A 21704-nucleotide genomic window follows, 5' to 3' on the forward strand; every position below is an offset into this window, starting at 1 on the left:
GTTTTATTATTAAACCGAGCTATTTTTTATATTCTTGTAAAGATGAAACACTAAAGCCGGCCACAAATCTTGATAAAAGCGAAATTACTTTTGAGTTATAATAAGCTTTTATAGAATAAAGTAAATTTGTCTCATTAGTTTTTACTTCCGATAATTGTTTTAACGCTTCATCTATATTAAATCTAATAGCATCTTTTAAATAAATAACTGACGGTATAGCAATTTTTTCACTATTTTTTATACCTTTTATTATTATATCGTTAATTTTCATAGCTTTGCCTTATCTATTCAGCGTTATTCTTTAATTTTAATTTTAGCATAAGCTCATATTATGTTTGCCTAATTTTCCTATAGGAAACTAAAACTTCTGTCCTGACATCGGTCCATGCGCAGATACCCTGGCGGTGTCCGGGCATCTGCGCTTAACTCCTTCCATGTTCAGATAATACGCGCTAACAAAAAATAAAATGGTAAATTGTAAAATAAAGTTGAACACTTGCCCTGATTAAAAAATAAAAAAAGTCCATTGGACTTCTTTGATAGAATGTAATTAACCCAATCAATTCTAGAAAGAAGTTTCCAATGAACTCCCTTAATTCCTACTCACCAAAAGGGCCAGCATCTTGCTGTGCAAGTCCGCGTAATTATCTAAGTCTTGCGCCAGCAGGGCCAGTCCCTGCGTCAAATTCCGCTAGTCTCAACTGTTCGCCCACCACGGTCAAGTACAAGCTTGAACACGGCCAGATTGCACTCTATCACGGTAAACGGCACCGCTACGATGCGCAAGTGGCGCAAAGACGCTACCAGATAAGGCACTTAAACTGCGGCCGTAAGCAAGCTTTTCTAGCCAAAACCCGCTTCATTAAGTACGTTGAAACGCACTTCTTCAAACAGGGCTGGTCGCTTGATGCCTGTGCCGGTCGCGCCTTAGCCAGCGGCGCCTTTACCCGGAATGAAACAGTCTGCACCAAGACGCTTTACCATTATGTGGAACTTGGTTTATTACAGATTAAGGCAACTGACTTGCCTGAGTGCTTAAGCCGTAAGACGAAAGCTAAACGGGTACGCTGGCATAAACGCCAGCTGGGCCGCAGTATTAGTGAACGGCCTGCTGCTATTAACCAGCGCCGCGAGTTTGGCCACTGGGAGTGCGACTTAGTTTTAGGACATAAAACCAAAGATGACCAGGCCCTTTTAACCCTGTATGAACGCATGACCCGCAAATTCATGATTATCCCGATTAAGGATAAGACGGCTGCCAGCGTCATGGCGGCCTTTAAAACATTGCGCAGCCAATACCAGAAACACTGGCACGAAGTTTTTAAGACCATTACCACCGATAATGGTTCTGAGTTTGCGGATTTAGCCCAGTTAGAAGAAGCTGCGCAGACGCTGGTCTACTACGCGCATCCTGATACTTCTTGTGAGAAGGGCGGGGTTGAGCGGCACAACCGGCTAATCCGGCGCTTCATTCCTAAAGGCAAGTCCATCAAGGATTATGACTTAAGGCAAATCTATGGCATTGAGGAATGGTGCAATAACCTGCCGCGCAAGATCTTAGCCTACCACACACCCGATGAATTATATGAAAGAAGATTAGATTGCATCTATCAGATCAAGTAGGGTGTTCAACTTAAAACTGCAATTTTCGAATTTAAAAATTAGAGATAACATAATTAATTCTATTTGGGTATGATTACTTTTAACAACTCACCAAATACCGGTAATTTAAGCCAAAATTACATAACTGAAAAATGTTATTTGCAGGTAAATAGTTTCCTACAATAAGTGTCAGCACTCTTTATGCCAGCTTCCACTAATATAATTAAATTAATAATAATCTCATATTGCAAAAAGAGCAATAACGGGTGTAATGATATTAGTTTGTATATTCTGCTTTAAATGATGTTAAAAAGCAGCAATCTTGCTACTTAGCAGATATTCGTGCCTCTTATTAAGCCAAACAAGCACCAAATGATTATTTGATTTCTTGATGCTGATTTAGCAACGTTTTTATAAATATGTGTGCAATTTTTTAATAAACCAAACGTTTTTAATTTTCAGAATATATTACAACCCATTTCGTCATAAACTTACTTTTATACACTTTTACCCCAAGGCGAGTTATATATTTTGTTCCTTGTCCAGATCTTTCAATTAAGCCTTTGTTTGTCATATCATTTAAGATTTGGTGTCTCTTCCATTTACTAGAATATAAGTGTTCTAAATCCTTATATGTTACAACTGTCTTATTATTTAAAAGACTATACGTTCCTTGTCAATCCTGAAGTGCTTTATATAGGTAGACATTAATCTAGCTATTTGAAACACTTTTCTCATCACTAAATATTCAACTGCTTTGAAAATTGAAGTTGTTTTTAAATATCTACACAATAAAACTCTTTAACCAGCTTAAGCAAAGAACATGGCATTGATTAAACGGTTATCAGGGATTGGGCAGAACTAGTCCGCCAATACGACTTAGACGCCCTAAAAGTTAAGCATGTTAAGCAAACATATGTTCCTAAATTATAGTCAATTGTGACATGCTTCTATTATGAAAATCACATGGGAATACGCAAGATGATCGCTGTTTTTAAGCTTAACTCGTTGCAAATATATGCGTGGCAGAAACTTTATCAAATAGAAAGTTACGTGGGTTGTTACCAAAATTTAAAGAAGACCACTACCGATGACAAAAAAGCGTCAAAAGAAGCTTAAGCCGACTAGAAAAAGGGGCCATTCGATCATTCTGTATCATGTGGCAAATAAATTAATTGTTTACCTAAAAATATCTAGAACCAGAAATCATCCTAATTTAGAAGAGCACATCTTTGATCATGTGTTTATGTTACACGTGTGCCATATCACATTGACAATCAACCTTTTTATATCTGTTTCTTTCTAAAATTTATGTATTACTGACTTTATGCATACTTAAAATTAAAGACTATTCTTTTTAGAATTCTTTATTCACTAACTTTAGTGCAGCACTAATAGCTTGATCCATGTTGTAGTATCTGTATTGTCCCAATCTTCCACCAAATATTATTTTATTTTGCTTTTTTGCGTAATCATGATATTTATTATATAGATTGTTATTTCTTTTATCATTTAATGGGTAATATGGCTCTTTGCTACTGTCCCAACTATCTGGATATTCATAAGTAATAATAGTTTTATTCTTATTTCCCTGTCCAAATTCAAAATGTTTATGTTCTATTATTCTAGTATAAGGTATAGCTACATCGGTATAATTAATTACGGCATTGCCTTGAAAATTGTCCATAGGTAATTCTCTTGTTTCAAATTTAAGGGAACGATATTCTAGTTTACCAAATTTATAGTTAAAAAATTGATCAATCATACCAGTGAAAATAATTTTGTCATAGTTCTCCAAGTAACTGTTTTTATTAGCCAAAAAGTTGGTATTCAATCTAACTAAAATATTAGGACTATCTAACATTTTTTCTATTATTTGAGTATATCCTCCTATAGGAATTCCTTGATATTCATCATTAAAATAATTATTATCATATACAAATCTCATTGGTAATCTTTTAATAATAAAAGGTGGTAACTCAGTTGGTTTTTTGCCCCATTGTTTTTCCGTATACCCTTTTATTAACTTCTCATAAATATCATGACCTACTAGCTGAATTGCTTGTTCTTCTAAATTTTTCGGTTTTTTGCCGAATAGTTCTTGACTCTGCTTTTTAATCCTGCTGGCGGCCTCTTGTGGCGTTATTGTACCCCATAATTGATTAAATGTATTCATATTGAAAGGTAGGTTATAAATCCGACCTTGGAAGTTTGCTAAGGGGCTATTTATATAGTTGTTAAACTTAGTGAATTTTTGTATGTATTTCCAAATATATTTATCAGAAGTATGAAAAATATGTGCACCATATTGATGAACTTGAATACCATTTTCTTCTTTTGTATAAATATTGCCTCCAATATGGCTGCGTCGATCAATAACTGTAACAAAATTATTACGTTTAGCAGCTTCATAAGCAAATACCGAGCCAAATAATCCCGAACCCACCACTAGATACTTCATTTATGCTATACCTCCAAAAAACTCCCAGGTAACAAGTATTATAACTGATACCTAGGAGTTACTTAAATTTTATCTGAATGATCTACATTTTTCTTGCACGATATTTTGATACTGTCATTATCCCTAATCCTAATATCATTAGAGTAAGGATAAGATCTATGCCATAAGCAATTTTCTTCCAAGTTGGAAGAGAAGTATTTTGACCATCCTCACTGTATACCCAACTATTAACTGTGGTATATAAAATATTATGTAAAGCTCGCTTCATATATTTAATATTCGAAGGAGCATTTTTATAAGTTACCTGATTAGGACCCCCTGCAAAAGTAGAGAGCATTGCATCAACTCCATTAGGCAATGAAATATCTGCATTCATAAAACCATGACCATTACTTCTGAAAAAGTCAGAAACTATAAATCCTCGAAATCCCCATTCTTTTCGTAAAATTTGTTGATTTAAAGCTTTATTTTCTCCAACCCATTTATTTCCTAAAAAGGCCCAAGAAGCCATTGCAGCGTTGGCATGACCCTTTTTGACAGCAATTTCAAATGGCTTTAAATAATTTTCTCGAATTGACTGTTCAGTAGCCCAAGCAGAAACCATTTTACCATTTGAATCATACATGGCGAAATGCTTAATTGTTGGGTAAACTCCTACGCTTTTTGCTCCTAATACAGAATTTGCTGCAGTATAGCCCGAAAGAATTCCATCTTCTGAAAAGTACTCATAATTCCTAGCTGTAAAAGCTGAACGATGGGTGTTCATACCTGGAGCATACCACCCGGAAGAACCCATTTCCTTTGCCATTTGACCCATAATTTTACCGTATTCATATGCTAACTTCTTACTCCAAGTATTTGCTATAACTACTTCAATAGGGAACCCTATTGAACCAATATGGGTAAAATTATTATTAATTGCAGCTGGACCATCACTGTCTACATTTTGAACTTTACCAATTGCAGGTATCGCTGGGGTCTGGTATCCTGCTAGAGCAATAGTGTTCGCCATCTCTTTCACAGTCAATTGATCAAGGAGTTTATTCCACTTGGGATCATCATAACTCTTGCCTCTTAGGTCAGTTAATTTCAAGCCATAATTTTTATTTGTAACAGGTCGCTTATCATTCTTATTTAGATACCTCTTAGGATTATAATTTGCATTTAAATGATAATTATTTAGATATTTTTTAGGCATATAAAGATTATGCGGTTGACTTGTAGCTTTTTTATAATTTGCAAAATGATCTTTACGTGAGAGATAAGTAACAGTCCCTTCAGAATCCTGCAAAAGATTTTTTGCTGCTACCTTGTCGTTCTTCCTTTTATTATTTTTATTATAAATTTCAGTTTTGTGCACTTCATAATTCTTGCTTGCAATTACATCATGTGAATTTTTATTAATTGAAATTTCATATCTCCCTTTTTCTAAGATATAAGCACCTTCTCCTTTTTCATCGTATGAAGCCATATCTTGCTCATTAATAGTAAAAGTTATCTTTTGTGTTTCTCCCGGTTGTAATTCCTTAGTTTTGCGATAAGATATTAAATTTGCACTTGCCTTTTCTATTCCACCATTCTTATATGGTGGATTATAATAAACTTCTATTACATCTTTACCGGATACATTACCCACATTTTTACTCTGCACACTAAATCTAATAATTCCATTTTTTACTTGTAAATTGCTCATAGTCTGTTGAAACTTGGTATAACTTAGCCCATAACCAAATGGAAATTGGACAGTTTTACGATAATTTATTTTTTGCTCCTTGGCGGCAGTTTCATAAAACTTATAGCCTACATATATATTTTCTACATAATTAATAAATGCAGGAGAAAATTTTTGTGCTTTTCCAGCATTAAAACCATGTACAGTCATATCTTGCAATTTTTTATTTGCATAATTTGTCTTCTCAGCATTGTAATAGTATGGGGCTTTTTTGAGATTATAAACAAATGTATCAGTTGTTCTTCCAGACGGACTGACTGATCCATTAAGAATTTTACCTAAAGCTTCGAACCCAATATTGCCTGGTCCTGGAGCCCAAATTACGGACTTTATTTCGGGATGTTCGTTTACAAATCCTAATTGAAAAGGATATGCACCATTATATAAAATAATAACTTTTTTAAAGTGATGACAAACTAAATTGACCATATTTTTTTCAGTCTTAGATAATTCAAGATAATGTTGACCCTTATTAAAATCTTTGTAATCTTTAGAATTTTGCTGATATGGTACTTTAGACATATCTTGCGGTATATCATTTGCTCCCTCACCAGCTAACCGAGAAAGAGTAATAACAGCAGTATCAGAAAATTCTTTTGCTTGATTGATCAATTTTTTAGAATATTTATTAGCTGGTGGTTCTGGTAAATCCCAATTTTGCTGCTTAATAGAGACAGCAGCACGACTTTTAGCATAATTTTTATAAAATCTATTCAAATTTTTATTTAGCGCGAAGCCACCATCTTCAAGACCTTTTTCTAAACTAACTATTGGATATAACTCATTAATACCGCCTGAACCAGCTCCACCATATATAGGATTTATTGATGACCAACCAAACAGATTTAATTTTTTAGTTTTCTTTAAAGGTAATAAATCATCATTATTTTTTAATAATACAAAACCATTTTCAGCAATATCCTCAGCTACTTTTTTAGCTTTATTTGTGGTTGCAACTGAGACTTTTTGAGTACTATCTGTTGCTAAAGTTATTAGCGTAGACATTGGTCCAAAAATGATTCCATTAATAATTATGATTACACCTGCAAAAGTTACTAACCATGTTAAGCTTCTAATTAATTTTCGAGTTGGCTTTTTCTTTTTTTTAACGCCCATGGTAATAATTGTCGCCAGTATCAAAATGATCAAAACGCCAATTAAATATGGGGATAACCCTTTCAATACTCCAATAAGATCATCGATTTCAAAAGTAACCATCTTACTTACTCACTTTCCTTACATCATACTTTAGTGACCTTTTATCATCTGCAATCGCTTACAATGTGTATAGTAAGACAAACAAGCAAATAAACAGCATAAATTACATTTTCTGTAAAATTTGATACACAATTTGTAATGGCATTATCCTAGCGGCAATAAATACTTCGATTCTGATTTAATCTATATACTGTAATTTGTACTTCAGCAATACTTATTAGTTAAAACCATACAATTTATGTAGCAAAGAATACACCCACGAAGCTATCTCTCTACCTAATTTACCAGGAAGATTAACTCCTTTTCCTAATAACGTATTTTTAAAATTTTTATACAACAAAGGGTCATTGACTTTCAAATATTGCCAAAGTTCATCCTTCAAATTTAAGTAATAGTTAGAATTACCTCGGATTAATATTATAGAAGAAATAGTGGTAATAATTTTTAAATAGTCTCGCATATATCGACCCAAGTCAGTATTCTCGTTTATATTATTCTTATAAAATATAATCATCATTTTATTAATAGTTAGTTGTTGGTCAATTCTTTTTAACATAACGTTTTCATTTACGGACTGATCACTTCGGCCAATATAATAATGATAAAGATTAATATCAAAATAATATATTTTATTAACATATATTAATGGTTCAAACACATACAAATTATCTTCATAAAATATATGCTCAGGTAATTGCAAATTGGCTTTAATTAAAACTTCAGTCCGATAAATTATCGCATGTATCATTAAATATTGATCAATTGGTAATTTGACCTGATCCCAACCAAAAAAACAGTTTTGTGGTAGCGTTGTAAAGCGTATAATTTTTTTATGAACGGCGTTAACCTTATCATACATGTAATTGCAAATTAACATGTCAACTGTTTCGTTCTCCTTATCAAATCGCTCTAATAAATCTAAGAGTTTTTTTAGAGCAACAAAATCTAGCCAATCATCACTGTCAACTATTTTAAGATATTTACAATTAACATACTTCAACGCTGCATTAATTACTCCACCATGTCCCTTATTTTTTTGATGAATCGTTTGAACATGACTGGGAAATTGTCTAGCATACTGATCCATAATTTCTGGTGTTCGATCTTTCGAGCCATCATCCACTAAAATAATTTGTAACCTTGCTTTTTCTATCAATAATGAATTTACACATCGTTCAAGGTAATCTTCTGAATTAAATGCTGGTACAACTATTGTTAGTAATTTTTTCAAAATAAATTTCCTTAATAATTAGTTTTTCATAACAATAAATTTCATCATAGGCCAGTTAATGATAACTTGTGCAATAATATTAAAAATATTAGCAATAGTAACTGAAAATCCATGAAAATACGGAGTCAAACACCCAATAATATACGGTGGTAAAATTACAGACACCAGACCTGCAAATAAAACTGTGATAATATACCAAAACAATTTCCATTTACCAAAACTAGCTCCAAAAACTACATTTCTTTGTACAAAGTAATTAACTATCTGTGCACATATATATGATAAAACAAAAGAATAAAAGCCACCAATACCACCAGAAGCTGGCTTACTATAATCAAAAAGCCACCAATTAAAAGGTGAAGTAAAATTTTTGAAAAATAGCAGAGAGCTTAACCACAAAACTACAAAATTAGTTATCGTAGCACAATTGCTTAGAAGGTTAAAAGCAATAAATTGGTAAAAGGTAGGATGATTAAGCTGCCAAATCAAAATACTATGAATTAATCTGTTATTTTTATTTTTAAGCAGCCATTTCGTTAAGCCATCATTATTTTTCTTTAAGAGACTAATGTCAAAATCATACTTAGTATTTTTCATTGTAATTATTCTTACTCCTTCTTATTTCCAAAAGTAAGAAGTTCTTTTTCGCCTTTTTGTAATAAAAAATAATCTTTAATCACGCGACCAAATCCATACCAAAAATGACCATTAATTATAAAAAGAATATCCTTTACCATTGCTTCGTCTATTAGGCCGCCCGTCATTTTAGCAATTGCCCTAAAAGGCATATTATAATTAAACAAAAAGTTCAAGTTTGGTTTTCCAGCTTGTAAGCTTTGAACAATCTTCTTCTTCAACCATTTTGCTATAAAGCGACCAATCCAGCTCTTACAATAATACATATCTGATATCGTATTATTAACCGATAACTCTTGGTTTTTTTCTAATTTATTATTTGGAAGTTCACGACCATACAGTTCTCTAAAATCTTTTGTCGTTATTTTTTTTAAATCAGCTTTTTTATATTTATCATAGCTAGCAAATTTTTTAACTACCGGATTAATACCATTATTGATTTCAAAATTTCCTTGACAACAAATGTCTTCCACATTTTTACCTATCATAATTTGATAAATACCATTTTCAGTTTGCCAATTATTGGTATTTATATCAAAAAAGCGGAAAGTTTTATCATCAAATGGAATAGTGACAGTTTTTGTTTCATTAGGGGCAAGTTTAACTTGCTTGAAGCCCTTCAGTTCTCTACTTGGTCTAATTAATTCAGAATCCTTTTTACCAATATATAATTGCACAGTTTCTATTCCGCTTACTTTTCCGGTATTTTTAACAGTAACATTAACTCCCCGATTAGATATCTTTAAATTACTTATGAAAAATGTTGTGTAACTTAATCCATAACCAAATGGATACGCCACATTTACTTTTGCTGTTTCATAATATCGATAGCCAACAAAAATACTTTCTTTATAAAAGACATTTGGCTTTTTTTGTGGAAATTCATTGTTAAAAGGAAGATCGTTTTCTTCAATTGGATATGTTTCAGAAAGACGTCCTGAAGGATTGTACATACCAGTTAAAACCTGCCAAACTGCACTTGCACCGGCTTCACCTCCCAAATATTCGTGGACTACTGCATCTACTTTTTTAGCCCACGTCATTTCTACTACTGAGCCCGCTGATAATACGACTACTATTTTTTTCTTAGTAGCCGCTAAAGCATCCAACAAAATAAGTTGGTTCTTGGGAATACGTAAATTTAGTCGATCTAAGCCCTCCGATTCTGATGCTTCATTTAAGCCTATATTTAAAATAACAATATCACTCTTTTTTGCTAAACTAATAGCCTTATTAAGCAGCGCCTCATCCTCTTTATCATTGCGCAGATAGCCTTGTTCGTAACCTATTATTTCAACAGGATAGTTTTTTGCAGTACTAAATAAGCTTTCGACGTTTTTGCTATTAACTAATGATGACCCTGAACCTTGATAACGAGGATTTTTAGCAAAATCTCCAATTAAAGCGACTTTATAATTCTTATTTAATGGTAATATAGAGTTTTTGTTTTTCATTAACACAATACTGCTACAAGCTGCTTCTCTAGCAACTTCATGCTGGTGTAACCAATCAATTTTTATGTTAGAGTCCCTTTTACTATTTAGCACCACATTAAGATATTCTTCGACTCTTTTATCTAATTGTTTTTCATCCAAATTGCCACTTCGTACCGCTCTGATAATTTGTTCAGCCGCCAGGTTTCCAACACCTGGCATTTCTAAGCTAGACCCAGCCTTAATCGCAGCAACATGATTATTGTCACCACCCCAATCACTCACTACATATCCTTTGAATCCAAATTCCTTTCGCAAAATTTCATCAAGTAAATGCTTATTCTCATTTGCATATATACCATTTACCTTATTATATGAAGACATGAGCGACTTAGGGTGTCCTTCTTTAATTGCAATTTCAAAGTTTGTAGTGTAGATTTCTCGTAACGCTCTTTCATCTACAACTGAATTAGAAGCCATCCTTCTAGTTTCTTGGCTATTAACAGCAAAGTGCTTAGGTGTGGCTATGGTACCATTATATTGAATACCTTTAATCAGGCTAGCAGCCATTTTACCAGCTAGATAGGGATCCTCACTAAAGTATTCAAAACTTCGACCACCACGTGGGTTCTTTTTTATATTTAGAGCTGGACCTAAAATTTGATCAACTTTTTGAGCCTTAGCTTCTGTTGCCAAAGCCCTTCCGACCTTTTCTACTATTTTTTGATTCCAAGAATTAGCCAAAGTTGCCGTTGCGGGGAAGCAAGTAGCCGGTTCACTTGCAGATATCCCCAAATGATCTCCAGGCCCTGATTGTTTTCTTAAACCAAAAGATCCATCGGACAAAAAAATTCCATAAACTTTGTCTTTAATCCTATTTGTTTCCCATTCAGAATGTCCTGCAGTTAAAATTGCTTTTTCTTCTAATGATAACTCATTGATTATTTTTTTAACGCTTTGCATACATCTCACCACCATCTTTGTTAATATTTAGTTTAATATTTTTGTAAGCGATCTATTTAGTGATATACATATTTTGCTAAAGATTTTGCATAATTTGATTTGTCTAAAAGAAAAATTGTTTTTACAATAAAGTATATATTGAAAGAAAGTGACTAATTTATGAGGGTAGCCATCGTTGAAGATAACAAGTTTGAATTAAATAAACTACTTGGTTGTTTCAGACAGTATGAACAAGATCATAATATCCAAATTGATATTATAACTTTCAATAACGGATTAGAATTTATAAATCATTACTGTAATAATTTTGATGTTATTTATTTTGATGTTCAAATGCCTGAAATGGATGGAATGACTGCCGCAAAAAAAATCAGAAAAATTGATTCTGACGTAATTATTGTCTTTGTTACTAATTATGTTCAATATGCTATCGAAGGCTATGAAGTTAATGCTGCTGATTTCCTTTTAAAGCCTGTAAACTATTTTAGTTTTAACGAACACTTTAAAAAAATTGAGAAAAGATTCCTTCATAGAACAAATTCAATGATTTTTGATACACTTGAAGGAACATATAAAATATTGCTTGATGACCTTTACTATGTTGAAAGTGAAAAGCATTACTTACATCTTCACATTATTCAGGAAAAGGAACTGCAATTAGATATACTTGATTCCACTAAAAACATGGAACAAAAATTAGTTCCATATGACTTCTTTCGTTGTAATAATGGCTATATAGTAAATTTAAAGCATGTAAGCCAAATAAACGGTAATTTACTTAAAGTTGGCCCTTATCAGTTACAAATCAGTCGTCCTCGTAAAAAAGCATTCATGCAAGCTTTTACTAACTATTTAGGAAATTCAATTAACTAAGATGGAATCATTATATTTATCAAATATACCTCGCTTATGGACAGCGACTGCAGAATGGCTAGCTTGTGTAGTAATGATTTTACAGTTGCCCAATAGAAAAATTCGTCGTCCTGTATGGTTATATTTATCATTTTTTGGACTTGGACAAGTATTCTTACAGTGGTTTGCTGGAAAATTAGCATTAATTTTTTGGATAATCGGTATGCTAATTAATATTCTGTGGATGTTTATCACCGTTAGCGTTTGTGAAAAATCAACTTGGCAAGTAAAAATCTATCATACTAGTAAGGCATTTATTTATGCTGAATTCGTAGCATCAATTTCTTGGCAATCTTTTTGTTACGTAGATTTATATCTAAACCAACAAATACATTACATAATTAGGCCAATATTTTTAATAATTACTAATTTATTACTATTTTTTATTATCTATTACTTGCAAAAGATTAAAAGTAACCAGTATGCAATTTTGAATGTCAACTCAAAATCTGCTTTAAATAGTGTTCTAGTAGGAATAATTATTTTTACAGTAAGCAACATGGGATTCTTTATTAAAGCTAATAATCCAGTTCTAAACAACTCAAACGCGGTATTCATGATGAGAACCTTTGTAGATCTTTGTGGAATATTACTTTTTAATTTACAAGAGAATCAGCGATATGAACAATATCTGCATAATGACCTAATTCAAATGAATAGTATGTTCCAATCCCAGTACGAACAATATCAAGCATATCGGGAAAGTGCTGAAACGGTTAACTTACGGTTCCATGATCTAAAACAACAGTTAGATATAATTGCACTGGAAAATAATTCTAAAAAACGTTTGGACTATATTAATTCCTTACAAGCTGAGATTAAAGAATTTAAGGCCAATATTAAAACTGGAAATTCTATTGTAGATGTAGTATTAACCAGAAAAAATGCTTATTGCATAAAAAATGATATTACTTTTACTTGTATTGCAAATGGAAAATTACTTAATCAAATTGATACTATGGATATTTGTAGTTTGTTAGGTAATAGCTTAGATAATGCTATTGAAGCCGTAATGAAAATTCCTGACAAACAAAAAAGACTTATTGACCTTCGAATTTTTAAAAAAGCTAATTTTGTAATTTATTCAATCAGAAATTTCAACATGATTGCACCAAAATTTAAATCAGACGGCCTACCTTCTACTACCAAAAAAGAAACCAAAACACATGGATATGGGTTAAAAAGCATCCAATATATCGCTGAAAAATATGATGGGACTCTTACTTTGACAAATAAGAATGATTGGTTTTCCTTAACACTTATAGTTCCTTATCAATATTTATCAACTAATATGGATTAGTCCTGATACAGCGAAAATTATTAAATTTGAAGATATTGTTACTTCTTTAAGTTAAGTGGAGAATTAGCAGGCGGACATTGGAAAAGCTAATGCTAGTTCGGTTGAAAAAATTAAAAACAAGGCTATTAGATTAAAAAGCATTCAATTATACTCCATAGTATGGTACAACAAACAAGGCTCATATTAAAATGAGATTTTAAGTAGAAATACTAATGAATTTGGAATATCCAAACTATTCAAAAAATGTTTAACATAATTGTCAGCCATTTATTTAGTAGGATCAGTGTTTAATTAAAATTTATAATACTACTTAGTTAGTTCATTTTTTCCTATAAATTTTTTGTTCTCAGAAATAGATTGTCAAAGATAATATATAGAAAAATTCTCTTAGTTCTACTGTTACTAAAATTATCAGTGCAAACTTTAATTATTTTGCACCGTAAATTTGTTTATTGCACCGAAAAATATTTATTACCACACAAAAAATTAGCCTTAACTTATCTGCGCGAAATACTGATAGGTCAAAGCTAATCGAGTCAAATGATTCTTCTGAATAAGACTATTATTCAAGCTCACATTGCCATATAGTCATCTGGTTTTTATCTTTTTAAAGAAATGAAAGGCAGACATAAAAAATAAGATAAATACCAAATACGAAATTAATATTCCCCATGTTAATGAAAAATTAATGTTTAAGGAATGCTCATTCATATTCGTAATTATTTTTAGTCCTAATGCGGTAGTCTTGATACCTGAACTGTTAATACTAAACAGCTCTATAATATAATCAATCATAAATGCAACCAGATATATACTACTTCCAGCATCAAAGGCTTTATAATAATTCATGATTTTTCACATCCCTTTTTTAAAACAAAGATTAAAATAATTAACAAAAAGACTGTTAATGTACAGTAATCTGATTTTTGCTATAAACAATGTCAGAAGAACTATCACACTTGCTATAAGCTAAAAAATATAGTTTCATCATACTACCTTACTCTTTCATAAAAACCCCCTAAGATTAATACATTAAAAGTCCAGTAGCAGCATTAAGTCATAAAACAAGTTACTAGTTATAAAACGTTTCTAATAAAATTGTGCAGACTATTATTTTATAAATTTTTAGTTGCTTAATAATAGCATCAAACAAATCTTAAATCAACAAAATAAAATTAATAGTATATTTTGACTAACATACTTATTTAATATTGACTTGTAAAAACGTTAGTAAATAACTATCTACCAAAATAGTATTATAAATCTTCCTAGAAAGTACATTATCGAGCAAAGCTGTTGCTTCATCTGCTAGCACAACCGGGCGCCTAAAGAATATGGCTCTAGCAATCTCCATTCTGCACTCGTGGAACACGATTAAAAACGTATTCTGTAGCATGTGCATAATTATGGCTTTATAATTTATCCTATCAATGACTTATCCCTGTGATAAGCTGCTAGTAGGCTTTTTACTGCATAAAAAAGAGAACATCTTACTATTGCTCCTTATAATAAATACTAACTCTACTCAATATTTTTATAAGGTTTGAAGATGTCCTCTTTTAGTAAATATATTAATTTGTTCTCACTATTAAAGACCAAAACATTGTTTTGAAGATGTACATCTCACAGTCTTGTTACGGCTAAAACAATAATTGAATTACTCAAGGTGTAATCTTTATTGATAATTAAATGTCAATATATTTTTTAGACCTTTTATTTTAATCATAAATTTTGTCGAATAATTCTTCAATACTTATTCTTCCTATTGAGCATTGAATATGGTGTTGTAATAGCTCTAAAAATAATGCTTTTAGGTCATCTTGATTATTTTCAGAAATAGGTATCAAGATTAAGTTATCGGGTAATTCTTCATACTTTAAATTACTTAGAAATCCCATAAGCTCTTCAGTTTTTTCAACTTTCAAGTATTGTTTATCTGGCTTTTTATTATCAAAATCTTTATTTATAGCTCCATCTTTTAGAAACAGGACTCGATCCGCATAAGTTTGTAAATTCGATAATAAATGTGAAGCCATAATAATTAGCTTTTGTTTCTCTTTTAAATTAACAAGCACTTTTGAAATTAATGCTACGTTTTGGGGATCTAGTCCATTCATTACCTCATCTAATAACATAACAGGAGTATCAGCAGCCACAACCATTGCAAAACATAAACGTTGCTTCATTCCTAATGAATAGGTCTCAACTTTATGATCAACATAACTACTCATATTCAGTTCGTCGATAATTCCATTAACGGATTTTTCAGGCTTATTCCATAAGTCCGCATAAAGTTTTAAATGATCTCGTCCAGTCATAAATGGAAATAATTCACTTTGATCGGGAAAAGCACATATCTGTTTATGTAATTTAACAATATCATGCTCATTTTTATAGCGCATCCCATTATATTCAACAAAACCTTTTTGAGGTGTAAGGTTATGCAAAATAATATTAATTAAAGTAGATTTACCTGTACCATTGGGTGCAACTAATCCAATGATTTGTCCCTTTTCAAAGGCAAGAGATAAATCAGTAAAAATCTTTTTTTCACCAAAATTTAGAGTTAAATGATTAATTTTTAACATTGCATTTCACCTCATTTAATTAAAGGTATTTTCTTTATCCTATAAATTAACAACATAACTAGTTCAATAGCTAAAACTGTTAGTACTAAAGGCACAATTCCGGCATTGAAGCCCCATCCTGGAGTATCCATTAAATAAGATAAGTTGCCAGATAGGCTATCACCAATTGTAAAATACGTGGTTGGCAAATATTGTAAAAATGGATAAACAAAACCCATTCCCGATGAGAAATACAGTACCTTCCCAGCCACCGCAAATAAACTGGAAAGAATTTCTGCAACGTATTCATTTCTGCTTAATAAAGATATCAAGAGTGTTAAACGGATAAATATAAACACAATCAGTATTGCAAAAATACTCAGCTGCAAATAATACTTTCCTAATGTTAAATAAGTAAATGGCACTTTAAAATATAGTCTTCCCATATAAAAAGTAGTCCTTAAATTAAATGATCCCAGTCCATATTTGGGAGCAATACATACTACTGCTATAATAAACGCCATCAAGAAATCAAGCAGGACGCCAATCTCAACTACTGCGGTTTTTAGCCACAAGATAGTACTTTTGCTTAGGGGAATATTTTTTACTACCGTACGATATTTATAATCATTAGTAAGAATATCAGCTGCAAAAAAGATAACAATTATTATTAAAATTAAAGTTGTCCAACCAGATAAAGAGTTTTGAATTCGCTGCAGTGCTGTTCTTTCTTCCAACACGTTCTTATTTAATTTTGCTTTACTAGCTAAAAGTGCATTATAAAGGTGATAAGTTTGTTGATAGCCATAATGTCCATTTTCTTGATAAATTCCATCATGTCCATACTCAACTGGATACATATAATTTTGATTTTCTTCAACGAAGATCAAATTATCAACATACTTGTACCACTTACTAGAATATAAAGCATACTCTTTCCAGTCATTTGCTTTTAATGCTGCTAATCTTTTTTTATCATATTTAAGTATTGTAGGATAGGTTGCAATCGCATCTCTTGCACCTACACTTGGATCAAACTTAAGCCCCGGCCTTTTTGTTTTTGCATATTGTTTTTTAGCACTTTTAAGAAAGGCAGTATCATTCTTATATTCTTTTTGAATAGAGTATGGATCAACACGATTAATGACATGATGATTAGGTACACTTACCAGGCCAAAATATAGAGATAACAAAGCAGTGGCAATATATAATCCGATATTTTTAGGATTAACAAAAAAGGCTTTTAATTGAGAAATAAAATAATGCCATCTCATCTTACTCTCCTCCCTTTATTGACCAAATAACTAAAACAACTCATAAATATTAGTGACCAAATCATTAATATTAGTGCACCAGTACAACAATTTAAGAAATTCAATTCGGTTGTATTAGCTACCGTTCCATTAAAAACATTAGTAATATTTAGATATGATGATGGTAGCCAAAAAAGATATTTGCTAATGGTGCCAGGAAGATAAGAAATAGCATAAACTAGCGTACCTATTAAAGTTGTTAAATAAACATTCTTAGTTAGTTGATTAAGAAATAAAGTCAATGATGTGGTAAATAATACAAGCAGAACAACATATACCAAAAATAATAAACAATAAGCCCATAATGGTATTGCGAAAATTTTATTAAAGTAAAATACATTAGGATAATTTAACGTAACAAAACCATTACGCACACCCGCAAAAATATATGCAGCTATAATTCCTATTAACACAGGGATGATAGTTAAGACAATATTGATTGTAGTTTTCCCAGAAATTTCATCTTTATTTCTATAAGGAATATTTTTCAAAAGACTGCTATGTCGTAATTTCAATATCCAAACATCATTTGAAATAAAAAGAATATAAAGGAAAATGAGGCTTCCTAGCATGGACAAAATATAAACTAAATATGTTGAAGATGCTTTAGAGTTCATCACAACTGGAACGTGATGCTGATAAAGGTATTTATATGTAGCCAATTTTTGGTAAAGCTCATATTTAGGCGGTACATTAAGAGTCTTAGCACCTTTATAATTGTTCTTATAACCGTCGAGCATTGTCTCAATTAGATTTTCCGATCCTTTTAAATAAGTCTGTGGCTCAGAAAACTCTTCACCATTTTGCAAAACAGCAATATAAGCTGATTGTTTGCATAAATTTGCATAAGTTTGTTTATAATCTTTTTTTCGAAGAGAACTACTATCAAAATAATCTTCATTTACTTGTACAGATTCATAGTAGTCCCGCCATTGACGATAGCCATCGCCAATTTTTTGAGTTTCCACTACAAAGAGGAAGAAAGTCATAGAAATTATTAATAAACAGACTAAAAGAAAGTTCTTTTTCGATTTTATTGCAATTTTAAAATTAGCTTTAAAATAGTATCGATTCATAATAACCACCTTTTAGTATAAAAATAACTAACCCGTTTGCCATTTTATTTTATGAGTCATTATATTTAGAATTGAGTTAATATAATTTACTTTCCGATTTGTAAAAAATCCCTTAGTTATTATTTCCAAAAGCTTTGATTAGATTTATAAATTAATCTAAAGCTGCAATATGTTACAATGGACTAAAACATGACCGAGTACATATGCCAATAGTTTTTGACATAGCCTTTTTAATCTATGAAATAGCTTAACTTTCTTCAACCTTTAAATCTAACAAAGCAGATCCTATCTTTACCTATGATCTTCTAGTTTTAACTCATAAACAAATATTTTAAAATCTTAAGAATTATTAGTTCTTTAAAATTTACTATTTAATTATACTATCATAATTTAATATTTCAATAACACTTTTATAATTTTGATTAAACTTAGTGCACAAAAAAGCGGGCAAAAAGCCTGCTATGTCAACCTAAAAGCCTACCTAAAAGTTTTTGCGCGGAACACAGCTAAAATCGTGTTCCGTATTGTGTGCATAATTATCTTTAATAAATAAAAAATAACCTTAACTTACCAACAGAAAACATTGATATATCAAGGTTATTTTACTAATTTTATTCTTCCGAATGCTGACTAGAGGATTCGAACCTCCGACCTCATCATTACTAATGACGTGCTCTGCCAACTGAGCTAAGTCAGCATTGTCATATCTCGACAACGATATTAATTAAAACATATTCTACTAGTTTACGCAAGCATTTTTTGACTTTTTCTCAGTTTTTGTTATAACTAAGCTTTGGTAAACTTTTTAAGAGTATAATATAAAGATAGATTCAGAATGGAGTGGATGTAATGGCAAATTTAGCCTCGATTAGCGCCGAATTCCCCTGGGTACTACGAATTTTAGTTGCCTCCTTGTGTGGCGCACTGATCGGTTATGAACGCGCAATTCAAAGAAAAAGTGCTGGAGTGCGGACGCATATTGTAGTTGCCTTCTCGTCTGCGCTATTTATGATAGTTTCAAAATACGGCTTTGGCGATTTACTAAAAATGTCTGATGTTGCTCTGGACCCTTCCAGAATTGCTGCGCAGATAGTTTCAGGTATTTCATTTATCGGTGCCGGCACAATTTTAATCAAAAAGCAACAGATCTCCGGCTTAACCACAGCTGCGGGTATCTGGGCTACGGCAGCCATCGGAATGGCAATTGGTTCTGGCCTTTATTTTATCGGAATTTTAGCTACTGCCTTCCTTTTCGTCATTCAGATGATGTTTCACGATGATACTATCATTGACAAAATCATCATGCATATCAGGTTTAATATTCAAATAGAAGCTGTTAACAAACCTAATATCTTGCATATCATCGAACAGGAATTGCAAACAAATCATGTTGAAAATGTTTCTGTCAAGATTCTTTTTGTCAGTGATGAAAGAATTATCTTTTTTGTAGACGGCATCATCAATAATAATATTAATGAAAATGATATTATCATGGCTCTGCGCAAATATCCTGACATCAAGCGGATCAGTATTGCTAGTATAGATAAATAAAGTTATATTTTTTAAGCAATAGTTAATTCTATTGTTTTTTTTGCATTATTTTTATCTAAATTGCACAAACTTACTACAATATTAATATCAACTTTTATTACGAAAGGAGAATTTATATGGCCGGACCCTTGGATTATTTACGCTGGCGTGGTGACTTAAGCTTTAAAGAAAAGCCATTTAATAGTGTTGATGCTTCACTGCTGTCATCTATTGCTTATTTGCCGGCCGACAGTTCTGCCACCAATCATACTCTAGGAGAAGTAGCGGAAAAATTGCGGAACTTGTCTTCTTTTCAACATCAAATGTATGCCGAGACTGCAACTGAAGTTATGTTGTTACCGGAAAGTCCTAGAATCGGCAACATCAAGATTCTAGATTGGACAGACAGACTGGAAAAGGAGCCTCACCCATTACAATTTACTGCTGCTACCTTTCTAATTGATACAAAAACTATAGCTGTCGTTTTTCGTGGAACTGATGGCACTATGATTGGCTTAAATGAAGATATGGGTATGAATTACCTGCCTGAGATTTATGGTCAGGAGGTGGCAGCTAAATATTTAACAGAAATAGCACATAAATTTAGTGATCAACAAATTTACCTTTTAGGCCATTCAAAAGGAGGTAACTTTGCTCAATTTGCTTTAAGTGCAGTTGAGCCTGAAATTCAAAAACGGGTAATCAAGGCGATTAGTTTCGACGGACCGGGCTTTTTCCATAAGGTATACATGAGTCCTGGTTTCATTTCCTCCATGTCTAAAATGAAAACCTACATTCCCCAGAATTCAATCTTTGGTGCAATGCTTGACCATCCGGAACAAACTCTGGTTGTCAAAAGTACCGTACCAATGCGCAACCAGCATGACCCTCGCCGCTGGTCAGTAGGTCGCGACAGTTTTACTCTAGCCGATGGTCTTTCTTCCAGTAGCCGCGTGATCAGACATGCTCTAATTAATTTCAATAATTCGATTCCCGATCAAGAAAGAAACGATGCCTTTTCTGATCTTTTCGAGGCTTTTGAAAATTATGACATTGATGAATTAAACCAACTAACTAGTAACAAAATAGTAGGAACCTACCGCTTTGGTCGCGCCTTTTTATCCCTTGAACCCCAGGAACGAAAATTGTTAACTCAAGTGTTAAGCAATATCTGGAATTCCTATAAAAAGAATATGACTTTACCCTTAATGGCCAGCAACTACGACCTTTATCCTAAAAGTAATGATTCTAATAAAGCTCCAGTGTTCTATGAATTTTACGATCATGATCGACCGAATCTAAAATTACCAGAGAGTATTCGCCGTAAATTGCGATAAATTGTTTCATGTGTAACCCAAAAAAGAGATTGAGAAAACCGTTAGTCTTCTCAATCTCCTTTTTATTTATTAATTAAAAAATTAATTCTTCATTTTATCCTTAACGTCATCGACTTTGTCTTTGACGTTTTCAGTAGCTTCTTGTGCCTTATCTTTAACGTCGCCAGCAGCTTGTTGAACTTTGCCTTTGACTTCTTTAGCTTTGCCAGCTACTTTATCTTTAAAACCTTTATCAGCCATCTTAATCGATCCTTTCCCAAAAAATTAGCGAAAAATTTCTATTCACACCTTAATAGTACAATTTTGTATAATTATTGTCATTAAAAACGCCTTATTTTTTGTTAAAAGATATAGAAAAGCAAAAAGCCATAGCTTTTTACTATAAATCACCAT

The 21704-nt window shown here is 32.0% G+C and carries 15 protein-coding genes, 1 tRNA gene and 1 pseudogene; 6 read left to right on the forward strand and 11 right to left on the reverse strand.

Going from position 1 to position 21704, the window contains the following annotated elements:
• Positions 1-19: 19 nt before the first annotated feature.
• The gene (locus ACFQ32_RS02850) at positions 20-271 is read right to left on the reverse strand and encodes a hypothetical protein (RefSeq protein ID WP_046323996.1); all 252 of its coding nucleotides are present in this window, start codon (positions 269-271) and stop codon (positions 20-22) included.
• Positions 272-595: 324 nt separating this feature from the next.
• Here ACFQ32_RS02850 and ACFQ32_RS02855 point away from each other — a divergent pair.
• Positions 596-1623 (forward strand): annotated as a pseudogene (locus ACFQ32_RS02855) (IS30 family transposase).
• A 1069-nt stretch (positions 1624-2692) separates the two neighbouring features.
• Positions 2693-2908, forward strand: a complete 216-nt coding sequence (locus tag ACFQ32_RS02860) for a hypothetical protein (protein WP_143443994.1) — start codon at positions 2693-2695, stop codon at positions 2906-2908.
• Positions 2909-2959: 51 nt separating this feature from the next.
• Here the strand turns inward: ACFQ32_RS02860 and glf are convergent, their stop codons facing one another.
• The 5 genes from glf to ACFQ32_RS02885 all read right to left on the reverse strand — a co-directional run bounded on the left by glf (position 2960) and on the right by ACFQ32_RS02885 (position 11276).
• A complete protein-coding gene (gene glf / locus ACFQ32_RS02865; RefSeq protein WP_046323995.1) occupies positions 2960-4063 on the reverse strand; it encodes a UDP-galactopyranose mutase in 1104 nt (367 codons plus the stop codon).
• Between the two features lie 82 nt (positions 4064-4145).
• A complete protein-coding gene (locus ACFQ32_RS02870) occupies positions 4146-7013 on the reverse strand; it encodes a glycoside hydrolase family 3 C-terminal domain-containing protein (protein WP_046323994.1) in 2868 nt (955 codons plus the stop codon).
• 217 nt (positions 7014-7230) lie between these two features.
• The gene (locus ACFQ32_RS02875; protein ID WP_046323993.1) at positions 7231-8244 is read right to left on the reverse strand and encodes a glycosyltransferase family 2 protein; all 1014 of its coding nucleotides are present in this window, start codon (positions 8242-8244) and stop codon (positions 7231-7233) included.
• 18 nt (positions 8245-8262) lie between these two features.
• Positions 8263-8841, reverse strand: a complete 579-nt coding sequence (locus ACFQ32_RS02880; protein ID WP_238786737.1) for a hypothetical protein — start codon at positions 8839-8841, stop codon at positions 8263-8265.
• A gap of 11 nt (positions 8842-8852) precedes the next feature.
• A complete protein-coding gene (locus ACFQ32_RS02885) occupies positions 8853-11276 on the reverse strand; it encodes a glycoside hydrolase family 3 C-terminal domain-containing protein (RefSeq protein WP_046323992.1) in 2424 nt (807 codons plus the stop codon).
• 159 nt (positions 11277-11435) lie between these two features.
• Between ACFQ32_RS02885 and ACFQ32_RS02890 the strand changes: the two genes are divergently transcribed.
• Positions 11436-12149: a LytR/AlgR family response regulator transcription factor gene (locus ACFQ32_RS02890; RefSeq protein ID WP_046323991.1), complete on the forward strand. Its 714-nt coding sequence runs from the start codon at positions 11436-11438 to the stop codon at positions 12147-12149.
• Between the two features lies 1 nt (position 12150).
• The gene (locus ACFQ32_RS02895) at positions 12151-13488 is read left to right on the forward strand and encodes a sensor histidine kinase (RefSeq protein ID WP_046323990.1); all 1338 of its coding nucleotides are present in this window, start codon (positions 12151-12153) and stop codon (positions 13486-13488) included.
• A 1718-nt stretch (positions 13489-15206) separates the two neighbouring features.
• Here the strand turns inward: ACFQ32_RS02895 and ACFQ32_RS02900 are convergent.
• The 4 genes from ACFQ32_RS02900 to ACFQ32_RS02915 all read right to left on the reverse strand — a co-directional run bounded on the left by ACFQ32_RS02900 (position 15207) and on the right by ACFQ32_RS02915 (position 19141).
• Positions 15207-16076, reverse strand: coding sequence for an ABC transporter ATP-binding protein (locus ACFQ32_RS02900; RefSeq protein ID WP_046323988.1), 870 nt, complete (start codon positions 16074-16076; stop codon positions 15207-15209).
• An 11-nt stretch (positions 16077-16087) separates the two neighbouring features.
• On the reverse strand, positions 16088-17329 hold the full coding sequence (locus tag ACFQ32_RS02905; RefSeq protein WP_046323987.1) for a tellurium resistance protein TerC: 1242 nt from the start codon (positions 17327-17329) through the stop codon (positions 16088-16090).
• Entirely contained in the window at positions 17326-18444 is a 1119-nt protein-coding gene (locus ACFQ32_RS02910; RefSeq protein ID WP_046323986.1) for a hypothetical protein, read from the reverse strand. Before ACFQ32_RS02910 ends, ACFQ32_RS02905 begins: the two co-directional genes overlap by 4 nt.
• A 624-nt stretch (positions 18445-19068) precedes the next feature.
• Positions 19069-19141: transfer RNA gene (locus ACFQ32_RS02915), tRNA-Thr, on the reverse strand.
• A 152-nt stretch (positions 19142-19293) separates the two neighbouring features.
• On the opposite strand from ACFQ32_RS02915, the gene ACFQ32_RS02920 reads away from it, so the two are divergent.
• The gene (locus ACFQ32_RS02920) at positions 19294-19995 is read left to right on the forward strand and encodes an MgtC/SapB family protein (protein ID WP_046323985.1); all 702 of its coding nucleotides are present in this window, start codon (positions 19294-19296) and stop codon (positions 19993-19995) included.
• Positions 19996-20111: 116 nt separating this feature from the next.
• Complete coding sequence (locus ACFQ32_RS02925; RefSeq protein WP_046323984.1) at positions 20112-21311, forward strand: DUF2974 domain-containing protein; 1200 nt, start codon at positions 20112-20114, stop codon at positions 21309-21311.
• Positions 21312-21392: 81 nt separating this feature from the next.
• Here the strand turns inward: ACFQ32_RS02925 and ACFQ32_RS02930 are convergent, their stop codons facing one another.
• Positions 21393-21551, reverse strand: a complete 159-nt coding sequence (locus ACFQ32_RS02930; RefSeq protein WP_110445323.1) for a CsbD family protein — start codon at positions 21549-21551, stop codon at positions 21393-21395.
• Positions 21552-21704: the final 153 nt, after the last annotated feature.

The sequence above is a fragment of the Lactobacillus melliventris genome (assembly GCF_042679465.1).
Lineage (GTDB): Bacteria > Bacillota > Bacilli > Lactobacillales > Lactobacillaceae > Lactobacillus > Lactobacillus melliventris.

Excerpts from the sequence above, each read along its gene's own strand:
- ACFQ32_RS02905 (WP_046323987.1), bottom strand. The coding sequence starts at position 17,329 with ATGAGATGGCATTATTTTATTTCTCAATTAAAAGCCTTTTTTGTTAAT.
- ACFQ32_RS02900 (WP_046323988.1), bottom strand. The coding sequence starts at position 16,076 with ATGTTAAAAATTAATCATTTAACTCTAAATTTTGGTGAAAAAAAGATT.
- ACFQ32_RS02890 (WP_046323991.1), top strand. The coding sequence starts at position 11,436 with ATGAGGGTAGCCATCGTTGAAGATAACAAGTTTGAATTAAATAAACTA.
- glf (WP_046323995.1), bottom strand. The coding sequence starts at position 4,063 with ATGAAGTATCTAGTGGTGGGTTCGGGATTATTTGGCTCGGTATTTGCT.
- ACFQ32_RS02870 (WP_046323994.1), bottom strand. The coding sequence starts at position 7,013 with ATGGTTACTTTTGAAATCGATGATCTTATTGGAGTATTGAAAGGGTTA.
- ACFQ32_RS02880 (WP_238786737.1), bottom strand. The coding sequence starts at position 8,841 with ATGAAAAATACTAAGTATGATTTTGACATTAGTCTCTTAAAGAAAAAT.
- ACFQ32_RS02930 (WP_110445323.1), bottom strand. The coding sequence starts at position 21,551 with ATGGCTGATAAAGGTTTTAAAGATAAAGTAGCTGGCAAAGCTAAAGAA.
- ACFQ32_RS02885 (WP_046323992.1), bottom strand. The coding sequence starts at position 11,276 with ATGCAAAGCGTTAAAAAAATAATCAATGAGTTATCATTAGAAGAAAAA.
- ACFQ32_RS02895 (WP_046323990.1), top strand. The coding sequence starts at position 12,151 with ATGGAATCATTATATTTATCAAATATACCTCGCTTATGGACAGCGACT.
- ACFQ32_RS02860 (WP_143443994.1), top strand. The coding sequence starts at position 2,693 with ATGACAAAAAAGCGTCAAAAGAAGCTTAAGCCGACTAGAAAAAGGGGC.
- ACFQ32_RS02850 (WP_046323996.1), bottom strand. The coding sequence starts at position 271 with ATGAAAATTAACGATATAATAATAAAAGGTATAAAAAATAGTGAAAAA.
- ACFQ32_RS02925 (WP_046323984.1), top strand. The coding sequence starts at position 20,112 with ATGGCCGGACCCTTGGATTATTTACGCTGGCGTGGTGACTTAAGCTTT.
- ACFQ32_RS02920 (WP_046323985.1), top strand. The coding sequence starts at position 19,294 with ATGGCAAATTTAGCCTCGATTAGCGCCGAATTCCCCTGGGTACTACGA.
- ACFQ32_RS02910 (WP_046323986.1), bottom strand. The coding sequence starts at position 18,444 with ATGAATCGATACTATTTTAAAGCTAATTTTAAAATTGCAATAAAATCG.